The organism is Actinoplanes sp. NPDC051388, from assembly GCF_055586225.1.
In genome coordinates this window covers 151,056-172,202 of record NZ_JBVJIP010000019.1, presented here as the reverse complement: position 1 = coordinate 172,202, position 21,147 = coordinate 151,056, and the positions used below count along the sequence as shown (strand labels likewise).

Below are 21,147 nucleotides of genomic sequence, written 5' to 3'. Positions count from 1 at the left end.
AGTTGAGGCACCGGGCCGGCTCAGTGCTGAACCGGGACCATCGCGCCGATCAGGCTGTCCAGGTCGATGCAGGCGAAACCGACCCGCACGTCACTGGCGCCGTACGGGAGCCAGAAGCGGCCGTCGTGCACCACACCACCGCACGAGTAGACGACGTTCGGCACGTAGCCCTCGCGCTCGATCTCGTCCGGGTCCAGCAGCCCGTGCGGCAGGTCGGCGATCACCCGCTCCGGCTCGCTCAGGTCGAGCAGCATGGCGCCGATGGCGTACCGCCGCATCGGGCCCACGCCGTGCGTGAGCACCAGCCAGCCCGCCTCGGTCTCCACCGGGGAGCCGCAGTTGCCCACCTGAATCAGATCCCAGCCGCGATGCGGTGTGAGCAGCGGCACCGCGGGCTGCCAGCGATTCTGCTGGTCCAGCGCGGTCAGCCCGAGGGTCTCGCCGTCGTTGCGGCAGAGCGCCAGCCGGCGGCCGCCGACCGGGCGCGGGAAGAGCGCCATGCCCTTGTTGCGGGCCGCCGGACCGTGCAGCGCGGTCACCTCGAAGTGCCGCATGTCCCTGGTGGTGAGCATCCGCCCGCCGATGTGCCGCCCGTCATAGGCGGTGTACGTGGCGTGGTAGATCACCCGGCCGTCGGGCTCGATCTCCTGGACGAAGCGGGCGTCCTCCATGCCGTTGCTCTCCGCGGGCGTGGCCGGCCAGAGCACCCGCTGGCCCAGCGGCACCGTGCACGGGAAGTTCACCGCATAGTCCGTGTTCACGATGCGCCGGATCACCTCGAGCGTCTCCACCGCCGTCGGCCGGGCGGAGAGCTCGGCCGGCATGTGACCCATGACGTCCTCGAACTCCTCGTCGTCGAAGCGCTCCGGCAGCGCCGACAGCACGTGCGCGGAGGCCTCGTTGTCGATCTCCTCGTCGGCCAGGCCGGCGGCGAGCTGCTCGAGCAGGTGCTTCGCCCCGGTGCGCTGGCCGATCATCAGCGGCCCGTTCCGGTCCTCCAGGCGGATCAGCGGGCCGGGGCCGAGGACCGCGGCGACGAAGCCGATCGAGGAGATGTGGCCCTCGCCGATCTGCCGCAGGCTGATCGCCACGCGCAGTTCGCCGGGCCCGAGCTCGGTCTGGTCGGGGTGCGGCACCATCGACGGGTTGCACAGTGCCGCCGCCTCGACCGCGAACTCGTGGCTGAAATAGGCGCCGATCAGCGTGCGTGCGCTCGGCGACAGCTCGATCTCGGCCGGCACGCGGTGGCTGACCAGCTCGTAGTGGTGCTGGAAGACGCCGAGCAGGTCGTGGTGCCGGCCGGCGAAACGCGCCAGCAGGTCGTCGAGCAGCCGGGTGGTCTCGTCCTCGTCGAGCTGCAGGATGCGCTCGATCAGGCCGGAAGCCCTGTTCTGCACGAGCTGGGCGTCCTCGCCGGGGACAAACAGCTTGATCACCACACGCCGGTCGTCCGGCGCCATGGTGAGGTCCATCCGGATGGCCAGCTCAGCGGAATTCATGGTTGCGGTCATGCTAAGCCGCCTGACGGTCGAGTCGCGCTTCGCCGGGCCGTCAGCGCACGAGCGTGCTGCAGCGTGGAGACCAGCGCGAGAGTGGATTCGGCACCTTGATTGAGATTAGGACCATCCGCCTTCAATCCGTCATAACCACCACCGGTTTGGGCGTCGTACATGACCACGCCGGTGTCGTTGTCGCCGAGAAACCATGCGATCGACTGAAACAGCGGCCGGTCCCAGCGGTCGTCGCCGGTGACCGTCGCCGCGGTGGCGCAGGCGTCGGCGGTGGCGGCCGCCTCGATCGGCTGCTGGTCGTGCCGGTGCTTCGGCACGCCGGGGCGCCAGCCGCCGACCGGCACCGTGGACAGGTGCCCGTCGTGCTCCTGCATGCGGCACAGCCAGTCGAGCATGCGCAGGCCGTCGGCCAGCAGCGCCTCGTCGCCGAGCAGGTCACCGGCGGCGATCACCACCTCGGCCAGCGCCGGGTTGGAATAGGTGAGCTCGCGCTCCGGCCATTCCCACTCGGGGTCGGCGGCGGGCGTGCCGATCGCGGTGGCGGCGTCGGCCAGCAGCGAGGCGGCGTCGGTGTCCCGCGGATCCACGCGCAGGATCTCGGCGGCGCCCAGCCCGGCGAAGGCCATCGCGCGCGGCCAGGGCGAGCGCGCCCGCACCCCGATCCGGAAGGCCTCGATCGCCTCTCGGCGGATCCACGGGACGGTGCTGCGGGCGGCGGCCGTGCCCAGGCCCCACACGGCGCGTCCCCACCAGTCGCCGGTGGTGGGCTCGTCCAGCCAGCGGCGGTCATAGCTCAGCCGGTTGCGGAAGCCGCCGTCCGGGCCGGCCGCGTGCGTGAGGAAGGCCAGGTAGTGCTCGGCGAGCGCGACCACCTGGGCGGTCGGCTGCCGCTCCCGGCTGGCGACGAGCAGGCCGCGGGACACGTCGTCCACGCAGTAACCGTGCTCGCGCCGCGGGATGGCGTTGCGGGCGTGTTCGAGCAGGCCCACATCGTCGGAGAGGCGGGCCACGTGTGACCAGGTGGGAGCGGGTGCGTCGGCGAGACGTGGCGGTGGCGGCACGAGCCGCAGGGTCTGCGCGCTCACGCGGGGACGCCCGCCGCGGCGGGCGTGCGCGCGGCCAGCAGTTTGCCGGCCAGCGCCTGATAGCGGGCGGCCACCGCGGGCCAGCGCAGCGTCGGCCCACCGGCGAGCCCGGCGAGCCTGGTCGTCTCGGGGTCGGCGAGCAGCCGCCGGACCGCGGCCGCCATCGCCGCCGGGTCCTGATGCGGCACCAGCAGCCCGGGGCCGTCGGCGAGCAGTTCGACCGCGTGCGGGAAATCGGTCGCGACCACCGGCACCCCGGCGCCGACCGCCTCGATCAGCACGCCCGAGGTGACCTGCTCGGTGGAGTCGTAGGGCAGCACCACCACGTCCGCCGACCGGATCAGCCGGCTCAACGCGGCCTGGTCGAGATAGACGTCCTCCCAGCGCACCGCGCCCGCGACGCCGAGATCGGCGGAGAGCTTCTTGAGGCCGTCCCGGTAGACGTCGCCGTGCTGTTCCAGGACCTTGGGGTGGGTGCGACCGGCGACCGTGTAGACCGGCGCCGGGTCGAGGTCGGTCAGTTCGGCGAGCGCCCGCAGCGCCCACTCGATGCCCTTGCCCGGCCCCAGCAGACCCCAGGTGAGCAGGTGCGGCACGTCGTGGCGGTCGCGCGGCGCGCTGCTGTGGCTGGTCGCGCCGTGCGGGATCACCGAGATCTTGTCCGGGTCGACCCGGTAGCCCTCGGCGAGCCGGCGGCGAGCGGTGTCGGTCATCGTCACCACCGCGTCGGCCGCCGCCACGATCCGTTCCAGCACCGAGCGCTGCAGCGGGTCCGGATTGGCCAGCACGGTGTGCAGCACCACGATCTTCGGCTTCTTCAGCGCCCGCAGCAGGGGCAGCACCTCGTCACCGGTGGCGCCCGGGTAGATGCCGTATTCGTGCTGCACGATCGCCACGTCGAAACGGTTCAGCGCGTTGGACGCCGCGACCCAGCCGCCGGGCCGATCGGTGTCCCAGGTGTGCACCACCCGCGGCGCCGCCCGGTCGATCGGCTTGCCGCCCTGGTTGCTGCCGGCCAGCAGGCGGACCACGCCGTTGCTCTTCGCGCCGCCGGTATTGAGATGCGTGGCGAGCGCCGCATTGAACGTCGCCAAACCACATTGGGTCGGCGGATAGGTGCTGAGAAAGCCGTAGGTGGCGGGCATGACAGGCCTTTCTGACTCGGCGGCTGCCTCCCCGCAGCACGATCTCTCGGCGACGCGGATCCGGCGAGGCGCGAGGAAACCTAAGGTGGGTAATTGGTCCAATTTGCGCATTTCGAGCGTACCAAAATGGTTTGTTAGCGGATTACTTTCTGATAAACCCGCAGGTATTCGTCGACCATGCGATCGGCGCCGAAACGCTCCCGTGCCCGCACGCGGCAGCCGCCCCGATCGATCGCCTCGATCTCACGCACCGCATCCACCGCTTCGTCCACGCCCGCCACCAGGCGTCCCGTGACACCCTCGTCGACGACCTCGGGCATCGACCCCTTCCGGTACGCGATCACCGGCGTCCCGCAGGCCATCGATTCCACCACCGAGAGCCCGAACGGCTCGGCGAACGCGATCGGATGCAGCAACGCCGCGCTGCCTCCGAGGATCCGCCCGCGGTCCGACGGTCCCACCGAGCCCAGGTAGACCACCTGCTCGCCGTCGATGTGCGGCTCGACCAGGTCGTGGAAGTAACGCTGGTCGTGCACGATGCCGCACAGCGTGAGTCGCCGGCCGGACCGTTTCGCGATCTCGATCGCGGTGTGCGTGCCCTTGTCCGGGTGGATCCGCCCGAACGCGACCAGCCCGTCGCCGCCGTCCGGGTCGAAGGGTAGCGCCTCGAGGTCGACACCGTGGTAGACGGTGCCCACGTAGTCGAGGTCGGGGGAGCGGTCGCTGTCCGAGATGGAGACGTAGGAGGAGTCCGCTTTGCGGTACGCGGGCAGGATGCGACTGCCCGAGAAGCCGTGGATCGTGGTCACCAGTGGCGCGGCGCAGTGCTGGGAGAACGCCAGCGGCAGCCAGTCCAGATGGTTGTGCACGAGGTCGAACTCGCCGGAGCGCCGCAACGCGTGCGCCACGTGCATGGCCTCCCACACCCGGCCGTCGATCTCCGGCGTCTCCTCGTAGCCGCTCGGGCAGACGCCGTCCAGAGTCGCCTTGGTCTGCGAGTCGAGCGTGGCGAAGAGCGTCACGTCCACCCCGCGCGCGGCGAGCCCCTCGGCCAGCAGGCTGGTGATCAGTTCCCAGGGGCCGTAGTGCAGCGGCGGTGTTCGCCACGCGATCGGTCCCAGCAGGGCAATCTTCATCTCGCCTCCCAAACGGCTCAGCCATGGTCCGGACAAGAGCGGCGGCAGGGCTGAGGACGGCCTAAATCACCCAGCCAGTATGTGACCGCACGATCTTGTTGCGAGCAGGTTTCGCGGGTTTGGTGCGGTTCCCACGTGTTATGGAGGAGACATGACGGATGAGTGGTGGAAGAGCGCGGTCGTGTACCAGATCTATCCCCGGAGCTTCGCGGACTCCGACGGCGACGGCATGGGCGACCTGCGCGGCGTCATCGGCCGGCTCGATTACCTGGCGGCCCTGGGTGTCGACGTGCTCTGGCTCTCCCCGATCTATCCGTCCCCGCAGGACGACAACGGCTATGACATCAGCGACTACAGCGACATCGACCCGGTCTTCGGCTCGCTGGAGGTGTTCGACGAGCTGCTGGCCGGCGCGCACGAGCGTGGCATGAAATTGATCATGGACCTTGTCGTGAACCATAGCTCGGACGAGCACCCCTGGTTCGTGGAGAGCCGGTCGGGGCCGGCCTCGCCCAAGCGGGACTGGTATTGGTGGCGGCCGGCCCGGGAGGGGATGGAGCCCGGCGCGCCCGGCGCGGAGCCGACCAACTGGGGCTCGTTCTTCGGCGGCCCGGCCTGGGAGTTCGACCCGGTCAGCGGCGAGTACTACATGCACATCTTCTCCCGCAAGCAGCCCGACCTGAACTGGGAGAACCCGGAGGTCCGCGCGGCGATCCACGCGATGATGCGGTGGTGGCTCGACCGGGGCGTCGACGGCTTCCGGATGGACGTCATCAACTTCATCTCCAAGGACACCGCGCTGCCCGACGGCGAGCTTCCGATGGGCTCGGCGTACGCGGACGGTGGCGCCGCCTTCCTGAACGGCCCGCGCATCCACGAGTTCCTGCACGAGATGCACGAGCGGGTCTTCGCCGGGCGGGACGCCCTGCTGACCGTCGGCGAGATGCCCGGCGTCACCGTGGACCAGGCGAAGCTCTACACCGACCCGGCCCGCGGCGAGGTCGACATGGTGTTCCAGTTCGACCACGTGTCGGTGGACAAGGGCCCGGACCAGTGGGCGCTGCAGCCGCTCAAGCTCACCGACCTCAAGGCGATCTTCGGGCGCTGGCAGGCCGGCCTCGCCGAGGTGGGCTGGAACAGTCTCTACTGGAACAACCACGATCAGCCCCGGGTGGTCTCCCGGTTCGGCGACGACGGCGAGTTCCGGGTGGCGTCGGCCAAGATGCTCGGCGCCGTGCTGCACCTGCACCGCGGCACGCCCTACGTCTATCAGGGCGAAGAGATCGGCATGACGAACTACCCGTTCAACGGCATCGAGGACCACCGCGACATCGAGGCGCTCGGGCAATATGCGCAGGCGGTGAGCCAGGAGGGCCGGTCGCCGGAGGACGTGCTGCGGGTGCTCCGGGCGCGGGGGCGGGACAACGCGCGCACGCCGATGCAGTGGGACGCCTCGCCGCAGGCCGGCTTCACCACCGGCGACGGCGTGCCGTGGCTGGCGGTGAACCCGAACTACAAGGAGATCAACGCGGCGGCCGCGGTCGACGATCCGGATTCGGTCTTCCACTGGTACCGCCGCCTGATCGAGCTGCGGCACACCGAGCCGGCCGTGGTGGAGGGCGACTTCCGCATGCTGATGCCGAACGACGAGCGGCTGTACGCGTTCACCCGCCGGCTGGACGCCACCGAGCTGCTGGTGATCGGCAACTTCGGCCCGGCGCCCGCCCGGGCCGAACTGCCCGACCCGGGCGCCTGGGAGGGGGCCGAGCTGCTGCTCAACAACGACGAGCAGCCGCCGACGGACTGGACCATCGGCGGCTGGCAGGTCGTGGTCTACCGGAGGACCATCACGGCGTGATGATGTCCCAGGAATACCCCAGCAGGGCGAACGCCGCGGCGAGCGGAACGAGCGATACGCCGCGGGTGCCGATCGGCAGTGCGGCGAGCACCAGCAGGATGACCGCGATCAGATAGAACACTGCCTGGATGGACATTGGGACTCCTCGATCTTTGGGTTGGCGGCGCAGCCTTACCCCGGGATCGAGGTGTGCCAAACCCGGTTGGGCGGGTAGTCCCCCTTCATGACGACTCACGCCGCGCATCCGCCCCGCACCAAGTCGGCCACCTGGGTCGGCCTCGCCGGCTTCGGCCTGGCCGTGGCGGTGGCCGCCCTGATCGGCGGGCTCGGCGTGGCCGGCACCGCCGCCGAATATCAAAGTCTCGAGCATCCCTCCTGGGCTCCGCCGTCCTGGCTCTTCGGTCCGGTGTGGACGGCGCTCTATGTCATGATCGCGGTGGCCGGCTGGCTGGTCTGGCGCCGCACCGGATGGACCAGAGCCCTTTCGGTGTACGCCGCGCAGCTCGCCCTCAACGCGATCTGGACCCCGATCTTCTTCGGCTTCGGCCGATACGGCCTGGCTCTCGCCGACATCGCGGTGCTGTGGCTCCTGATCGGCGCGACCATCTGGCTTTTCCGCCCGATCTCCCGCCCGGCGGCGCTGCTGCTGGTGCCCTACTGGGCCTGGGTGACCTTCGCCACCGCTCTCAACTTCGCGATCTGGCAGGCGAACTGAGCACCATCGGACACCTGGGACGGGTCAGTCCGCGTCGTGCAGGTCGTAGCCGCGCTTGGTCAGCTGCTTCTCCACCGTGTGGCACACCTGCTCGAGCACGGCCACCCGCGCATACCTCTTGTTGTCCCCGGCCACCACGTGCCACCTGGCCTGCGGCCGATCGGTGCGCTCCAGCACGTCCTCGACGGCCTTCTCGTAGTCGTCGCGGCGGTCGCGGTTGCGCCAGTCCTCGTCCGTCAGCTTCCACGAGCGCAGCGGATCCCCGGCGCGGTCCTCGAACCGCCGCAGCTGCTCCTCCGCCGACACGTGCATCCAGAACTTGATCAGGATCATGCCCTCGGCGGTCAGCGTGCGCTCGAACTCGGTGATCTCGTCGTACGCCCGCGTCCACTGTGCCGTGGTGGCGAACTCCTCGACGCGTTCCACCAGCACCCGGCCGTACCAGGACCGGTCGAGCACCGTCATGCCGCCCCAGCCGGGCAGCACCTTCCAGAACCGCTGCAGGAAGTGGTGCCGCTTCTCGTCATAGGTCGGCGCGGCGAACTGGGACACCCGCACGTGCCGCGGGTCGAGCGGCGCCACCAGGCGTTTGATCGCGCCGCCCTTGCCGGAGGCGTCCCATCCCTCGAAGACCACGCACAGCGGCGGCCCGATCTTGTGCTCGCCGAGCTGACCGCCGAGCAGCAGCCGCAGTCGCAGCAGGCGTTGCTGGGCCGCCTCGAGCCGGGCTTCGCCCTTCTCCTTCGAGAGCTTCACCAGCGGTTCGACCTTCGAGAGGCGCGTCATGAGGCCATCTTCACCGATCGGAGCGCAACTAGCACCAGGACACCGGCCAGAACGTAGCCGAAGCCCTGTGCCGCGATCACCGGCACGATCCCGATCCGCTCGCCGAGCGTTCCCGCCACCGCCGTGCCGGCCAGCATCGCCACCCCTTCCAGCGCGGTCAGGAAGCCGAAGACCCGGCCGCGGAACTCGTCCGCGGTCTCGGTCTGGAACACCGTCATCAGGCCGGCGATGGTCAGCGCGCCGGGCAGCCCGATCACGATCATCAGCAGCGGCGCCGGCCACCAGGTGCGCAACACCAGCGGATAGAGGAACAGCACCAGGTCGAGGACGCCGAACGCGACCGCCCCCCAGCCGAGCAGCAGCCGGGCCGGGAACCGGTGCCCGACCAGCGTGGTCACCAGCCCGCCGACCAGCCCGCCGACCGCCTGCGCGGACATGATCGTGCCGTAGGCTCGCGCGTCCCCGCCCAGCACGTCGCGCACGAACGGCGCCATCAGCGTTCCCATGATCGCCTCACCGACGCCGGTGATCAGCACGAACGCCATGATCACGCGCAGCGGCAGGCGACCGACCGAGATCCGCGCCCCGGCCACCCACTCGCGCAGGATGTGGGGTCGCGCCGAACGGACCGCACGGGAAACCCGGGGGATCAGCGCGAGCAGCCCGGCCGCCGCCACGAACGTCACGATGTCCACCACGGCCAGCAGCGCGATCCCGCCGAACCCGGCCACCACCCCGCCGAGCGCCGCGCCGATCAGCCGGGACACGTCGCGCACCTGGGCGTTCAGCGAGTTCGCGGTGATCAGCCGGTCGGCCGGCACCAGGCTCGGCAGCAGCGCCTGCTCGGCGGACTGGAAGAACGGCGCCAGGCAACTCGACGCCGCCAGCACCACCAGCACGATCCACACCTGCCCGGCGTCGCGCACCGCGAGCAGCGGCACCAGGACCACCGCGTGCAGCAGGTTGGTGCCGATCATCAGCGTGCGGCGGTCCCAGCGATCGGCATAGACCCCGGCGATCGAGCTCAAGGCGATCTGCGGGATCAGCGAGGCGAGGAAGGCGCCGGCCGAGGCGAGGGTCGATCCGGTCAGAACATAGATCTGGTACGCGAGCCCGGTGCGCAGAATCCAGTCGCCGGTGGACGAGATCAGCGACGCGACGAGCAGGCTCCGCAGATCGCGGCTGCGAAGAAGATCACGCATGGCGGAGCCGCGCCCGGTCGATGGGAGAGCAATGAGGCGACATCGCGCTCAGCCGCCCGACTCGGTGGCCCGCACCGGCGCCGCGATCAGCGTGATGTCCACCGGCAGCGTGCCGGCCGGCCGCTTCGCGGTGTCACCCAGCGGCCGCCGCGTGATCAGCGGCGTGATCAGGTCGTCCCAGGCCTGCGAGAACGCCGCCATCTCGTCCTCGGTGAGATAGACGAGGTTCTGCGAAATGCCGGTGTTCTCCGCCCACACCGCCCCGGCCTCGGGCCGTCGCTCCTGCCAATCGGCGAACTGGGCGGTGGTGCGCTCCAGCATGTGCCGTTCGAGCATCTCCACCGACTCCCACGCGTCCGGGGAGTCGGGCTTGAAGTCCTGCGAGGTGGCGGTCACCCGCCACGGCCGCTCCCGCTGGTCGCCGGCGGTGGCCGGCTCGACGAAGCCGTATTTGGCGAGCTGCCGCAGGTGGTGCGAGGCGAGCGCCTGGCTGATCCCGAGCTGGCGGGCGGCGTCGGCCGCGGTGATCGCCCCCTCGCGGCCGACCAGGGCGTGCAGTTTGAGGCGCAGCGGGTGGGCCAGCGCGCGCAGCGCGAGCGGATCGGAGATCGACCGGCGGCCGGATTCCAAAGACATGCTTGGCATCGTGGCGCAAGGAAAGCCCGGATGTCAAGCAGTTGCTTGGCATCCGGGCTTCGGGGAAGGCTAGGACTTGAGGCAGATGTCGAACGGGTGGCCGCCCGGGTCGAGCAGGATGCGCCAGCGGTCCGGGGTGGGCTGCTCGGCCGCCTTGGTCGCGCCCACGGCCAGCGCCTGCTCCTCGGCCTTGTCCAGGTCCTCGACGTAGAAGTCGAGGTGGTAGCGCTTCGGCGTGCCCTCGTCGGGCCAGCCCGGGCCGGAGTAGCCGGGCACCTTGCCGAAGCCGATGCTGACCGACCCGTCGCCGATCATCGCGTACTCCTCTTGGCTGTGCTGCACCTCCCAGCCGAGCACAGCGGCATAGAACGCGGCCAGCGCGGCCGGGTCGTCGGCGTCGAGGTTGAACATCGCCAGTGATGCGAAGCCGGGCATGTCGGTGCCTTTCTCCGGAGGACGGATCTCGAACACGACCGATCTTGCCGGGCAAGACTGACAGGGCGTGTCAGGAATCCCCGGAAGATTGCGCGGCCAGCCAGCCGGCCACCTGGGCCCGCGAGCTGAAGCCGAGCTTGCTGAGGATGTTTTCCACGTGCCCCTCGGCGGTGCGCTGCGCCACCACCAGCCGGGCGGCGATCTCGCGGTTGCTCAGGCCCTCGCCGATCAGCGCCGCCACCTCGCGCTCGCGCTTGGTCAGCCCGGAGTCGTCGGTCGACGCGCGCTGGGCCGGTGCGACCGTGCGCTCCATGGCCATCGCCACCGCGTCCGCCGTGCTGAGCTCGGAGCCCCGCTTCAGGGCCGCCTCGAACGCGCGGTCGCCCATCCGCGCCCGCACCGAGGCCGTCGTCTCCTCATGGAAGTCCTGCAGGCTGCGAAAGGGCGACAGGGAGGCGTGCATCGCCTGCCACACCCGGCGGGACGCGCCGAGCAGCCGGGCCGCGCGCTGGTCGCGCCGCTCACTGCCGGCCACCCAGGCCAGCGCCTCGAGCGACAGGCCCAGCCCGAACTGCTCGTCCTCGACCAGCGTGTGCACGTCGAGGCTCTCCTTGGCGGCCGCGGTGGCGCCGGCGTTGTCGTCGTCACGCCAGCGCAGCACGCTCAGCGCCCACAACGCGAACGACCGCCACCACACCTCGCCGTGCGCGATGCCGATGTCCCGGCAGGCGATCAGGTCCGGGTATCCGTCGGAAGGGTTCTCGGAGAGGCCCCGGGTCAGGCCCAGGCAGGCCAGGGTCCACATCTCGCCACTGCGGGCGCCGAACTCGCGGAACCCGGTGAGCGCCTCCTCGAACAACTCGAGCGCGCGCACGTGGTCGGTGCGGAACATCGCGATGTTGCCCTCGATCAGCGGGATGTATGCCAGCTCGACCGACCGGGGCAGCTCCGCGGCCAGCGTGCGCGCGTCCGCCATCAGCGCGTCGGCCCGGAAGAAGTCATTTTGCACGGTGGCGATGAACGCCGTCACCCGCAGCGCCTTCACCCTGGTCCAGTGGTGCGGCGTCGGCATCGCGAGCGCGCGGTCGAGCCAGTGCCGGCCCTCGGAGAGGAAGCCGCGCACGAACCAGTGATTTTCCAGGTCGGCCGCGAAGCGCAGCGCCACCTTGGCCGGCCCCTCGGTCACCGCGCACTCCAGCGCCACCCGCAGGTTGGCCTGCTCGTGCCGCAGCCGCAGCATCACCGCGGCCTGGTCGGGGCTCACCCAGTGCCGGTCGCCATAGGTCGCCAGCGCCGCATAGAACCGGCAGTGCCGTTCGGCGATCGTCGCCTGCTCGCCGGACTCGGCCAGGCGCATCCAGCCGTATTCGCGCACCACCTCGAGCATCCGGTAGCGCGCCCGGGGACCGTCGCCGATCCGGGTCAGCACGGATTTGTCCACGAGCGACGCGATCAGGTCGAGGATGGACCCGGCCGGCAGGGTGTCGTCGGCGCAGACCTGCTCCGCCGCGTCCAGCTCCAACCCTCCGGAGAAGACCGAGACCCGGGCCCACAACGTGCGCTCGGCCGGCGAGCACAGCTCCCAGCTCCAGTCGATCAGCGCGCGCAACGTCTGCTGCCGCGCGGGCGCGTTCCTGGTGCCGCTGGTCAGCAACTGGTAGCGGTCGGTCAGCCGCTCGAGAATCTGATCGAGGGAGAGCACCCGCAGCCGGGCCACGGCCAGCTCGATCGCCAGCGGCACCCCCTCGAGCGCCTGGCAGAGCCGGGCGACGGTGGCTGAGTTGTCCTCGGTGACCTCGAAGCCGGGCAGCACCGCGGCGGCCCGCTCGGCGAGCAGGCTGGCCGACTCGCTGCGGGCCAGCTCGGTGGGGGTGGCGGGCACATCCGGGTCGGGCACGGAGAGCGGCTGCACGGTGAGCGTGGCCTCGCCGGCGGTGCGCAGCGCCTGCCGGCTGGTCGCCAGGATGCGCACGTCGGGGCAGCTGCGCAGGATCAGCGCGGCCAGGTCGGCGCAGGCGCCGATCAGCTGCTCGCAGTTGTCCAGGATCAGCAGCGCCTGCTGGTCGGCCAGAAATCCGGCCAGGCCGGGCGCGTCCGGGCTGACCGACTCCTCGCGGATGCCGAGCGCCTCGGCCACGGTGACCGCGACCAGGTCGGGGTCGCGCAGCTCGGCGAGCTCGACGAACCAGACGCCATCCGGGAACGCGCGCCGCATCTCGCCGCCGACCCGCTGCGCCAGCCGGGTCTTGCCGACCCCGCCGCCGCCGGTCAGGGTGACCAGGCGGCTGCTGGAGAGCATGCGCCGGACCTGGGTCACCTCGCTGCGCCGGCCGACGAAACTGGTCACCTCGGCCGGCAGGTTGCCGAGGGAACCGCGCGCGGTCGTGGCGGTGCTCATAGGAGCACGTTAGTGGTTGACCGCCCGTGCCGGGATGGCCGGAATCACGACAATCAGGCGAGCACGGCGCTCCGCGTCGATGCGAGAGGCGCGCAGGGGGTGCGAATCAGCGGCGGGTGCGGCGCCACGGCGCTGCCGTCGGGCAGCAGTTCGCCGGTGTCGTCGAACGTCACCACGCCGTTGCAGAGGAGACTCCACCCCTGCTCGGGATGCGTCGCGACAACCTTCGCCGCGTCGTGGTCGGTGTCGGCCGCCCCCGGGCAGAGCGGCACGTGCTGGCACATGATTACTCCTTTCCGACATCCAGAATGGCCCGGACATCTACCAGTGGACACGGTCGAACTACCTGAGCGCTACCCGGTTTTCCTTAACTCTCTGTCCGCCGTTCGACAACTACGTTCCGTGATATCCGCCCGGAAGAACACGATGCGCCCCGGTTCGTGACGGTGGTGGAAGCGCTCCCGGCATTGCGGTCGTCACTCAGCGTCCATGCAGGAGGGCTTTCCCGGAGTCGGTCGTGGACGGACGTGCACCAGCCGCGCAAAAGACACGCTTTCCAGTACGGCCATACGGGTGCTCAGCGTGAGCAGGCGATGCCAACGTCGCAGTGGGGTCCGAAACCCGGATCGGCCGCGAGAATGCTCCGCGACTGCACAAAAGTCCTGCTCACGATCCTGTGAACGGGCTGGTCGACGACTCGATGCGAGGGCGGAAGATTACAACGCGTGCTGGCGGGCAGAACACGGGTAGTGATCCGGGTAGTTATCCCGTGTCCGGGTACCGCCAGTCCGAGCACCATGGGAAGCCACGACACAGGACCGGAGAGGGGGATACGCGATGGGCCGCCACGCCGCCGACCGGCCGGCGCCCGACTCCACCGCCACACCGGCTCGCCAGCCGGTGCCCGACCCCGGTGTGCCCGGCCGCAAGCCGGCGCACGCCGACCTGTTCGCGCCGAACCCGGGCCGCGGCGCCCGCCGCTTCGAGGAGGCGCGGAACGCCGCCGCGTTCGACCTGATGATCCGGCCGCATCGCGACGGCCTGCGCGATTACGTGCTGCGACTCACCGGCGGCGACGAGTCGATCACCGACACCGTCGTCAAGGAGACGCTCTACCGCGCCGGCCAGGACCCGGCACGTTATCCCCAGCGGACCTCGGCGGTGCGGCCCTGGCTGGTGCTGATCGCCCGGACCGTGCTCAGCGACGGCGAGCGGCTGGCCCCCGCCGGCCACGACGACCGCCCGTCGCCGTGGTCGCCGGTAGAGCGCTCCGCGACCCCGCCCGGGGCGCCGCCGACGACCGTGATCGGGGCGATGGAGGAGCTCGCGGCCACCCACCGCGACATCCTCGTCGAACTGTTCTATCGCGGCGTGTCGCTGGAGGAGGCGGCACAGGCCCGCGGTGTCCCGGTGGAGACCGTGAAGGCGGGCCTCTACTTCGCCATGCGCTCCCTGCGCACGGTGCTCGACCAGCAGGTCGCGGACCGTCACAACTGAAGACCTCGAGCCTTCCTCGCCCCCCGGGGTGGCTCGTTCCCGGGGACGGGCTCTGCCCCCTGAAGCCCGTGCCCCGACGGTGGCAGGCCGGCGTCGTACCCTCCGACGACGCCGGCCCGCCCCCCATCGACCCGAGGTCAGCGCAGCACCACCAGGCCGTCGCTGACGATGCCCGGCGCGGCGCCGGCGCTGACGATCCGCACCGTGTGCCGGCCGCTCACGCCCCAGTTCCGCGACCAGACCGCGAGCCGGTCGGCGGTCGTGGCCGAGCGCAGGCTAAGCGCGCCGGTCCGCACCCCGTCCACATAGATCGCGATCGCCCCCGAGCCCGGCGTCCGGCTCATCGCGAGCGACGCCGAGCGCCCGTCGAAGGTCCACGCGATGCTCGATCCGCGGGCCCCGCTCTGCAACGCGCTCCCGCTGAGATACGCCGGGTTGCGCAGGCGGGTCCACGGCCCGCGGCGCGTGCCCGCGGCGTCCGAGACGATCACCGGGGTACGCCGCACGGTGCCCACCGCCGTGTTGCCGGCCCGGTCGATCGCCTTGACCGCCCAGGTCCGTGGCACGTTGGGCGGCGCGACGGTGTTGTAGTACTGCCGGGACACCCCGAGCACCACCGGCCGTGGGCTGCTCAGCCCCAGGGCGCGCAGCCCGCTCGAGTCACCCAGACCCCAGCCGAGCCGCACCGGCACGCTCCCGTTGAGCGACCCGGTCCGCAGCACCAGCGCCGGGTTCCGCACGAACTCCGGCGGCGTGACGTCGGCGATCACGGTGCGCACCACCCGGCTGGTCCGCCCGTTGAGGTGCACCGCCAGGACGGTCAGGGTGTGCCGCCCGGGCGCCAGCCGGACGGTCGCGATGCGGGTGCCGGCGCGGCCGGTCGTGTAGAGCCTGCCGTCCACGTACACGTCGAACTTGTGGAGCAGGGTCGAGGGCGTGTTCAGGGCCCAGGTCGGCCGGATCAGCCCGCGGGTGTAGTAGGCCGGGCCGTAGGCGGTCGCGCCGGCCACCCTGGCCAGGCGCAGGTTGCTGGGCCCGGTGCCGGCGATCCGCCGGATCGAGGAGAGCTGGCCGTAGAGGGCGTCGCCCGGGCACTCGGTGCGCCCGGTGTCCCGATGCCCGGAGACCCGGTTCAGCGCCACCCGGGTGCCGCGCGGGTAGCGGTCGCTGCCGCCGGACAGCATCGACGCCCGGCCGTAGGGCGAGTTCCGGTACATCCCGATCTTGTACGCCGCCACCTGCGCGATCACGGTGCGCGCCGGGGCCGGCGCGGTCACCTGGTCATAGTTGCCGATCACCGCGATCGCGCTGCTGTACGCGTTGAAACCCAGCGTGTGCGCGCCCAGCACGGCCCGGGTGACGCCGCCCCGCCGCCCTTCGAAGAGTGTGCCGCAGCGGTCGACCAGGAAGTTGTAGCCGATGTCGTTCCAGCCGTTGCTGCGCACGTGGTAGGCCTGGATGCCGCGGACGATCCGGGCCGAGTCCGCGCAGCTGTAGCTGTTCGTGGTGGCGGTGTGGTGCACGAACATCACCTGGACGCTGGGCGTGTATTCCGGGGCGTCCTCGACGATCTTCTCGTTCGCGCCCCAGGCGGACCTGGTCACGTAGCGCGGCACCGGCCGGGCCACCACCGCGGGCGCGGCGGCGACGCGCGCCGGCTGGGCCGCTCGCGGCTGGGCCGCTCGTGCCTGGGCCGCCTTCTCGTCCGGGTTGATCAGATCCAGCCGCAGGCCGGCCGGGAGAGGGCCCGCCGTGCGCGCCTGGACCGCGTCCGAGGTGCCGAACCACAGCGGGTCGGTGCGGCCCCGGCCGACGTCCCCGGCCGGGGAGCGGCCGTCACTCTCGAGCTCCTGCCAGGCCGACCAGGCGCCGGTCGACACCGACCGGGCCCGCAACCGCACGCTCGCGCCCAGCGTGGCCTGGGGATCCGCCCAGGTCACCCCGGCCATCGCGAACGGCTCGGTGGCCCGCGCGAGCGAAACGGACGCCGACCGCCCGGTGGGCGTGGTGAGTTCGATGGCCTGCAGCGCCGGGCCGGGCCGCACCACGTCCGGGACCGGCTCCGGGATGCCCGGCGCCGCCGGAGCGGCCCAGGTCACCGCCGGTGCCGGCAGAACGAGAAGTGCGACGCCGGTTGCCGCCGCGATCAGTCGAGGTACCAGATTCACGCGTGTCCCCCCGCAGAATGGCTACCAATGGCGTAATACAGGATGAATCGTGCGGAACGCCAAGGTGCCAGGTTGCCGGTTCCCGTGACCGCCGTCACGCCGGAGGGCGCGCGCGTCGGCCCCGCGTACCCGATGGTTTGTTAATCCCCGCAGTGGTCGTGCCGATGGAGAAGCGTGACCTCCGCTGTGGCAGCACCGGCCGAAGCGGCCGTCGCGGACCCCGAGCCGCCGGCCGATCGCGTGGTCCCGGCCGTCGTCACACATCTCTATCTGGCGCTCGGCGCGATCGCGGTGGGCGTCTATGCCGCCGGGCCGGGCTGGGCGCAGACCCCGATGGCCCTGCTGATCGTGGTCGGCAGCCTCACCGTCATGCACCTCGGCCTGCGCCGCAACGCCCCGCCGAACGATCGCCGGCCGTGGAAGCTGGTGCTGGCCGCGTGCTGGCTGTTCGTCGGCGCGCTGGTGTCCCGCATCGTGTTCCCGCAGGCCGCGGTCTCGCCGCCGACCACCTGGGCGTTGATCCCGGACGCCTTCGTGGTGCCCGGCTACCTGCTGATGGGCATGGGATTCACCGAGATCCTGCGCCGCCGGCGGGCCATGGACGACGACCCGGCCCGGGTCGACTCGGTGCTGATCGGCCTCGCGTCGGCGTTCCTGGCCTGGACCTTCATGATCGCGCCGAGCGTGCAGCAGACCGACCTGACCGCGCTGCGGCTGGCCAACGCCTTCTTCCCGGCCATCGACGTGGTGCTGATGGTGATCGTGGTGCAGGTGGCGCTGGGCGGCGGTGCCCGGCATCCCGCGCTGTGGCTGCTGCTCAGCACGTCCAGCCTGCTGTTCGCCGGCGACTTCCTCTATGCCCTGCGGGACGGCCAGCTGGCCGACATCCCGCTGCACACCGTCGACTCGATCTTCATGGCGTCGTTCCTGATCATCGGGGCGACCCTGCTGCACCCGTCGATGCGGGCGCTGACCGAACCGCAGCGGGTGGAGACCCGCGACCTGGGCCCGCTGCGTACCGCGGTGCTCTCCGTGATGGTCGTGGTGCCGGCGCTGGTCGCCGCGCTCGGCCCGCGCACCTCGATGACCAACGACCTGATCCGGGCGACCCTGCTGGTGCTGCTCGTGCTCGCCGTGGTGGCCCGGGTGGTTCGCTCCAACAACTCCCGGGTCCGCGCCGAACGCGCCACCCGGCACCGGGCCACCCACGACCCGCTCACCGACCTGCCCAACCGCGAGCTGCTCGAGGAGACCGTCGGCGGGTGGACCGCCACCGCGGTGGCCGAGGGACGCCGGATCAGCCTGCTCTTCATCGACCTCGACCGGTTCAAGTGGGTGAACGACCACTGGGGGCATCAGATCGGCGACGAGCTGCTCTGCATGGTCGCCGGGCGGCTCAGCGCCCAGGTGCGGCACGAGGACCTGGTCTGCCGGATCGGTGGCGACGAGTTCGTCATCGCGCTGGCCGGCGGCGCCCACACGACGCCGGCCGAGACGCTGGCCGGGCGGGTGCTGGCCGAGCTGACCCGGCCGTTCGACCTGTCCGTCGGCACGGTGGCGATCTCCGCGTCGATCGGGGTGGCCCGGACCGACAGCGGCGCCCAGGCGCTCGAGCTGATCCGGGACGCGGACACCGCGATGTATCAGGCGAAGCGGTCCGGGCGCAACGCGTACGCGATGTTCGACACCTCGCTGCGGGACCAGGTGAAGCATCGGGTCAACCTGGAGCAGGCGCTGCGCGGCGCCCTCGCGAACGGTGAGCTGGCCGTGCACTTCCAGCCCATCCACGAGCTGTGGGACGGCGAGCTGACCGGCTTCGAGGCGCTGATGCGCTGGACCCACCCCGAGCTGGGCGCGGTGTCGCCGGTGGACTTCATCCCGATCGCCGAGGAGACCGGCCTGATCGTGGAGAGCGGCGCCTGGCTGCTGCGCGAGTCGGCCCGGCAACTGGCCCGGTGGACCGCGTCCCGGCCGGCCGGCGCCGCCCAGCTGCACGTGTCGGTCAACGTCTCGGTGCGCCAGCTGCGCGACATGGCGCTGGTCGACATCGTACGCGACGTGCTCGCCGAGACCGGCCTGCCGCCGGAGGCGCTGTGGCTGGAGATCACCGAGTCGGCGGTCATGGAGGACATCGAGACCGCGCTGGTCACCCTGGGCGCGCTGCGCGAGCTCGGCGTGGTGCTGTGCATCGACGACTTCGGTACGGGCTACTCGTCACTCAGCTATCTGCACCGGCTCCCGGTCGGCGTGGTGAAGATCGACCGCGCGTTCGTGGCCGGGGTCGGCGAGGATTCGGCGAACGAGCCGATCGTGCGGGCCGTGCTGGCCATGACCCACACGATGGGGCACCGGGTGGTGGCCGAGGGCGTGGAGACCGAGGTGCAGCGGGCCTGGCTGCGCGCGCAGGGCTGCGACCTGGCCCAGGGCTGGCACTTCGGCCGGCCCCGGGCCGCCGCCGACCTCGAGGTCGTCATGGCTCCACGATGAGCACCACCTTGCCGCGGCCGTGCCCGGTCTCCACCGCGGCGTGCGCGGCCACCACGTCGTTCAGCGGATAGGCCCGCACCGGCATGGTCAGCGAACCCCGGGCGGCCAGCGCCGCGATCTCGGCCAGCCGCTGCGGTGACCGCGGAGCGCGCACCACCCGGGCGCCGTGCGCGGCCGCCGCCGCGTCGTCCACGATCGTGCCCACCCGCTGCGGCGCGATGCCCAGTTCGACCGAGGCCGCGATCGCCTCGGCGCCGGCCGCGTCCAGCGCCACCGTCGGGGTCAGCCCGGTCGCCCGCACCTCGGCGACCAGCCCCGGACCATAGGCCACCGGCACCGCGCCGAGCTGCCGCAGATAGGCGTGGTTGGCCGGGCTCGCGGTGCCGATCACGGTCGCCCCGGCCAGCCGGGCCAGCTGCACCGCCATCGTGCCCACCGAGCCCGCCGCCGCGTGCACCAGCAGCACGTCGGCCGGGCCCAGGGACAACTCGGTCAGCGCGCCGGACGCGGTCTGCCCGGCCGCCACCATCGCCGCGGCGGTCGGGAAATCCAGCCCCGGCGGCTTGAACACCACCGTCTCCGCGGGCGTGACCAGCGCGGACGCCTGCCCACGGAGCATCGTCGAACCCATCACCTCGTCGCCCGGCCGCAACGTCACCACGGCCGCGCCGACCCGATCGACCACCCCCGAGTACTCCTGGCCGATCGTGGACGGGAAGGTGATCGGCAGGCGCATCTTGCCCATCCGCGCGTACACGTCGAAGGGCTGGACCCCGGCGGCCCGCACCCGCACGCGCACCTCGCCCGGTCCCGGCTCGGGGTCGGGCATCTCCCGCACCCGCAGCACCTCGGGCGGACCGAACTCCTCGAACACCGCAGCTCTCATCCGGGAATGCTGCAAGTTGAAGCGAACTTCAGGTCAAGACCCTTCTCATGTACGCCACAAGCACGCTGCACGCGGCCCACGGGAGTGTTCCGGTCATGACTGCTGAAGCTTTCGCCGAACGGCTGCTGACCGCCCTGACCGGCGCCGCCGAATTGAACACCATCGAGCTGGGCCGCCGGCTCGGCCTCTATCAGGCGTTGCGGGCGCGGCCGCGCACCCCCGCCGGGCTGGCCGAGGCGGCCGGCGTCGACGAGCGCTATGCCCGCGAGTGGCTCGAACAACAGGCCGCGGCCGGCATCCTGACCGTGGCCGCGGACCGCTCGTTCGCCCTGCCCGCGCACGTGGCCGAGGTGCTGCTCGACGAGGAGGGGCCGAGCTATCTGGGCGCGGCGGCCGAGTTCGCGCTCGGCCTGGGACTGCTCACGCCGGCCGTGATCGAGGCGTTCCGCACCGGCAAGGGCATCGCGTACGCGGACTACGGCACCCACTTCCGGCACGGCATCGCCGGGTTCAACCGCCCGATGTTCGTGCACTCGCTGGCCGGCGAGTGGCTGCCCGCCCTGCCCGGGGTCGAGCAGCGCCTGTGCCGGGCCGGTGCGCGGGTGCTCGACCTGGGCTGCGGGGTGGGGCACTCGTCGATCGCGATGGCCCGGGCGTACCCGAATCTGACCGTGCGCGGCGTCGACCTGGACGACACGTCGATCGCCGAGGCGCGCCGCAACGCGGCCGCCGCGGGCGTCGCCGACCGGGTAACCTTCATCCGCGCCGACGCGGCCCACCTCGACGGCTTCGGCCCGGTCGACCTGGTGACGATCTTCGAGGCGCTGCACGACATGGCCGACCCGGTCGCGGTGCTCGCCGCGGCGCGCTCGGTGCTGGCCCCCGGCGCGAGCGTGTTCATCGGCGACGAGAAGGTGTCCGACGAGTTCGTGGCGCCGACCGGCGAGATCGAGCGCCTGCAATATGCGTTCAGCGTGCTGCACTGCCTGCCGGCGACCCGCGCGGAGGGCGGCGAGTCCGCGCACGGCACGGTGCTGCGCGCGCCGACGCTGGTGGAGTGGGCGCGGCGGGCCGGCTTCGCGTCGCCCGAGGTGCTGGACCTCCCCAACGACTTCTGGCGCTTCTATCTGCTGACCGACTGAGGCCGCGGCCGCCGGCCCGGCTGCGGGGGTGTCGATGCGGACGGTGTCGTCCCGCATCGT

18 protein-coding genes are annotated in these 21,147 nt (G+C 71.5%); 5 read left to right on the top strand and 13 right to left on the bottom strand.

All coding sequences use genetic code 11. The features are described from left to right. Nucleotides 1-20 precede the first annotated feature (20 nt). The 4 genes from ACZ6TI_RS37970 to ACZ6TI_RS37955 all read right to left on the bottom strand — a co-directional run bounded on the left by ACZ6TI_RS37970 (nucleotide 21) and on the right by ACZ6TI_RS37955 (nucleotide 4,877). Nucleotides 21-1,499 (bottom strand): glycoside hydrolase family 130 protein, encoded by a 1,479-nt coding sequence (locus tag ACZ6TI_RS37970; RefSeq protein WP_465350081.1) that lies wholly within the window; start codon nucleotides 1,497-1,499, stop codon nucleotides 21-23. A gap of 8 nt (nucleotides 1,500-1,507) precedes the next feature. Next, the gene (locus ACZ6TI_RS37965; RefSeq protein WP_465350080.1) at nucleotides 1,508-2,596 is read right to left on the bottom strand and encodes a glycosyltransferase; all 1,089 of its coding nucleotides are present in this window, start codon (nucleotides 2,594-2,596) and stop codon (nucleotides 1,508-1,510) included. Beyond that, nucleotides 2,593-3,741: a glycosyltransferase gene (locus ACZ6TI_RS37960; protein WP_465350079.1), complete on the bottom strand. Its 1,149-nt coding sequence runs from the start codon at nucleotides 3,739-3,741 to the stop codon at nucleotides 2,593-2,595. Before ACZ6TI_RS37960 ends, ACZ6TI_RS37965 begins: the two co-directional genes overlap by 4 nt. Nucleotides 3,742-3,875: 134 nt before the next feature. Then, nucleotides 3,876-4,877 carry a glycosyltransferase family 4 protein gene (locus tag ACZ6TI_RS37955; RefSeq protein WP_465350078.1) on the bottom strand — a complete coding sequence of 334 codons (1,002 nt, stop codon included), beginning with the start codon at nucleotides 4,875-4,877 and terminating at the stop codon, nucleotides 3,876-3,878. 151 nt (nucleotides 4,878-5,028) lie between these two features. Here ACZ6TI_RS37955 and ACZ6TI_RS37950 point away from each other — a divergent pair, with 151 nt between their 5' ends. Further along, nucleotides 5,029-6,735 carry an alpha-glucosidase gene (locus tag ACZ6TI_RS37950; RefSeq protein WP_465350077.1) on the top strand — a complete coding sequence of 569 codons (1,707 nt, stop codon included), beginning with the start codon at nucleotides 5,029-5,031 and terminating at the stop codon, nucleotides 6,733-6,735. Here the strand turns inward: ACZ6TI_RS37950 and ACZ6TI_RS37945 are convergent. After that, on the bottom strand, nucleotides 6,725-6,871 hold the full coding sequence (locus ACZ6TI_RS37945; RefSeq protein ID WP_465350076.1) for a hypothetical protein: 147 nt from the start codon (nucleotides 6,869-6,871) through the stop codon (nucleotides 6,725-6,727). The genes ACZ6TI_RS37950 and ACZ6TI_RS37945 overlap by 11 nt on opposite strands. 87 nt (nucleotides 6,872-6,958) lie before the next feature. On the opposite strand from ACZ6TI_RS37945, the gene ACZ6TI_RS37940 reads away from it, so the two are divergent. Next, nucleotides 6,959-7,450 (top strand): TspO/MBR family protein, encoded by a 492-nt coding sequence (locus ACZ6TI_RS37940; RefSeq protein ID WP_465350075.1) that lies wholly within the window; start codon nucleotides 6,959-6,961, stop codon nucleotides 7,448-7,450. A gap of 24 nt (nucleotides 7,451-7,474) precedes the next feature. Here the strand turns inward: ACZ6TI_RS37940 and ACZ6TI_RS37935 are convergent, their stop codons facing one another. From ACZ6TI_RS37935 to ACZ6TI_RS37910, 6 genes are all read right to left on the bottom strand, one after another. Then, complete coding sequence (locus tag ACZ6TI_RS37935) at nucleotides 7,475-8,236, bottom strand: polyphosphate kinase 2 family protein (protein WP_465350074.1); 762 nt, start codon at nucleotides 8,234-8,236, stop codon at nucleotides 7,475-7,477. Next, nucleotides 8,233-9,438: an MFS transporter gene (locus tag ACZ6TI_RS37930; RefSeq protein ID WP_465350073.1), complete on the bottom strand. Its 1,206-nt coding sequence runs from the start codon at nucleotides 9,436-9,438 to the stop codon at nucleotides 8,233-8,235. Before ACZ6TI_RS37930 ends, ACZ6TI_RS37935 begins: the two co-directional genes overlap by 4 nt. 48 nt (nucleotides 9,439-9,486) lie before the next feature. Further along, the gene (locus ACZ6TI_RS37925) at nucleotides 9,487-10,074 is read right to left on the bottom strand and encodes an ArsR/SmtB family transcription factor (protein ID WP_465350072.1); all 588 of its coding nucleotides are present in this window, start codon (nucleotides 10,072-10,074) and stop codon (nucleotides 9,487-9,489) included. 69 nt (nucleotides 10,075-10,143) lie between these two features. Beyond that, complete coding sequence (locus tag ACZ6TI_RS37920) at nucleotides 10,144-10,545, bottom strand: VOC family protein (protein ID WP_465350071.1); 402 nt, start codon at nucleotides 10,543-10,545, stop codon at nucleotides 10,144-10,146. A gap of 34 nt (nucleotides 10,546-10,579) precedes the next feature. Next, a complete protein-coding gene (locus ACZ6TI_RS37915; protein ID WP_465350070.1) occupies nucleotides 10,580-12,907 on the bottom strand; it encodes an ATP-binding protein in 2,328 nt (775 codons plus the stop codon). 53 nt (nucleotides 12,908-12,960) lie between these two features. Next, entirely contained in the window at nucleotides 12,961-13,191 is a 231-nt protein-coding gene (locus ACZ6TI_RS37910) for a DUF5999 family protein (RefSeq protein ID WP_465350069.1), read from the bottom strand. Between the two features lie 553 nt (nucleotides 13,192-13,744). Here ACZ6TI_RS37910 and ACZ6TI_RS37905 point away from each other — a divergent pair. Then, nucleotides 13,745-14,404 (top strand): sigma factor-like helix-turn-helix DNA-binding protein, encoded by a 660-nt coding sequence (locus ACZ6TI_RS37905; protein ID WP_465350068.1) that lies wholly within the window; start codon nucleotides 13,745-13,747, stop codon nucleotides 14,402-14,404. A gap of 137 nt (nucleotides 14,405-14,541) precedes the next feature. On the opposite strand, the gene ACZ6TI_RS37900 is transcribed toward ACZ6TI_RS37905, so the two are convergent. Beyond that, on the bottom strand, nucleotides 14,542-16,572 hold the full coding sequence (locus ACZ6TI_RS37900; RefSeq protein WP_465350067.1) for an N-acetylmuramoyl-L-alanine amidase: 2,031 nt from the start codon (nucleotides 16,570-16,572) through the stop codon (nucleotides 14,542-14,544). Between the two features lie 174 nt (nucleotides 16,573-16,746). Here ACZ6TI_RS37900 and ACZ6TI_RS37895 point away from each other — a divergent pair, with 174 nt between their 5' ends. Next, nucleotides 16,747-19,059: a putative bifunctional diguanylate cyclase/phosphodiesterase gene (locus tag ACZ6TI_RS37895; protein WP_465350066.1), complete on the top strand. Its 2,313-nt coding sequence runs from the start codon at nucleotides 16,747-16,749 to the stop codon at nucleotides 19,057-19,059. Here the strand turns inward: ACZ6TI_RS37895 and ACZ6TI_RS37890 are convergent. Next, nucleotides 19,043-19,945 carry an NADP-dependent oxidoreductase gene (locus tag ACZ6TI_RS37890; RefSeq protein ID WP_465350065.1) on the bottom strand — a complete coding sequence of 301 codons (903 nt, stop codon included), beginning with the start codon at nucleotides 19,943-19,945 and terminating at the stop codon, nucleotides 19,043-19,045. The genes ACZ6TI_RS37895 and ACZ6TI_RS37890 overlap by 17 nt on opposite strands. A gap of 95 nt (nucleotides 19,946-20,040) precedes the next feature. Between ACZ6TI_RS37890 and ACZ6TI_RS37885 the strand changes: the two genes are divergently transcribed. Next, on the top strand, nucleotides 20,041-21,087 hold the full coding sequence (locus ACZ6TI_RS37885) for a class I SAM-dependent methyltransferase (protein WP_465350064.1): 1,047 nt from the start codon (nucleotides 20,041-20,043) through the stop codon (nucleotides 21,085-21,087). Nucleotides 21,088-21,147 lie beyond the last annotated feature (60 nt).

Bases quoted from the DNA above. Each gene is read 5' to 3' on its own strand.
- ACZ6TI_RS37930 (WP_465350073.1), bottom strand. From the start codon at position 9,438: ATGCGTGATCTTCTTCGCAGCCGCGATCTGCGGAGCCTGCTCGTCGCG.
- ACZ6TI_RS37955 (WP_465350078.1), bottom strand. From the start codon at position 4,877: ATGAAGATTGCCCTGCTGGGACCGATCGCGTGGCGAACACCGCCGCTG.
- ACZ6TI_RS37935 (WP_465350074.1), bottom strand. From the start codon at position 8,236: ATGACGCGCCTCTCGAAGGTCGAACCGCTGGTGAAGCTCTCGAAGGAG.
- ACZ6TI_RS37910 (WP_465350069.1), bottom strand. From the start codon at position 13,191: ATGTGCCAGCACGTGCCGCTCTGCCCGGGGGCGGCCGACACCGACCAC.
- ACZ6TI_RS37885 (WP_465350064.1), top strand. From the start codon at position 20,041: ATGACTGCTGAAGCTTTCGCCGAACGGCTGCTGACCGCCCTGACCGGC.
- ACZ6TI_RS37945 (WP_465350076.1), bottom strand. From the start codon at position 6,871: ATGTCCATCCAGGCAGTGTTCTATCTGATCGCGGTCATCCTGCTGGTG.
- ACZ6TI_RS37890 (WP_465350065.1), bottom strand. From the start codon at position 19,945: ATGAGAGCTGCGGTGTTCGAGGAGTTCGGTCCGCCCGAGGTGCTGCGG.
- ACZ6TI_RS37925 (WP_465350072.1), bottom strand. From the start codon at position 10,074: ATGTCTTTGGAATCCGGCCGCCGGTCGATCTCCGATCCGCTCGCGCTG.
- ACZ6TI_RS37950 (WP_465350077.1), top strand. From the start codon at position 5,029: ATGACGGATGAGTGGTGGAAGAGCGCGGTCGTGTACCAGATCTATCCC.
- ACZ6TI_RS37960 (WP_465350079.1), bottom strand. From the start codon at position 3,741: ATGCCCGCCACCTACGGCTTTCTCAGCACCTATCCGCCGACCCAATGT.
- ACZ6TI_RS37915 (WP_465350070.1), bottom strand. From the start codon at position 12,907: ATGAGCACCGCCACGACCGCGCGCGGTTCCCTCGGCAACCTGCCGGCC.
- ACZ6TI_RS37940 (WP_465350075.1), top strand. From the start codon at position 6,959: ATGACGACTCACGCCGCGCATCCGCCCCGCACCAAGTCGGCCACCTGG.
- ACZ6TI_RS37905 (WP_465350068.1), top strand. From the start codon at position 13,745: ATGGGCCGCCACGCCGCCGACCGGCCGGCGCCCGACTCCACCGCCACA.
- ACZ6TI_RS37970 (WP_465350081.1), bottom strand. From the start codon at position 1,499: ATGAATTCCGCTGAGCTGGCCATCCGGATGGACCTCACCATGGCGCCG.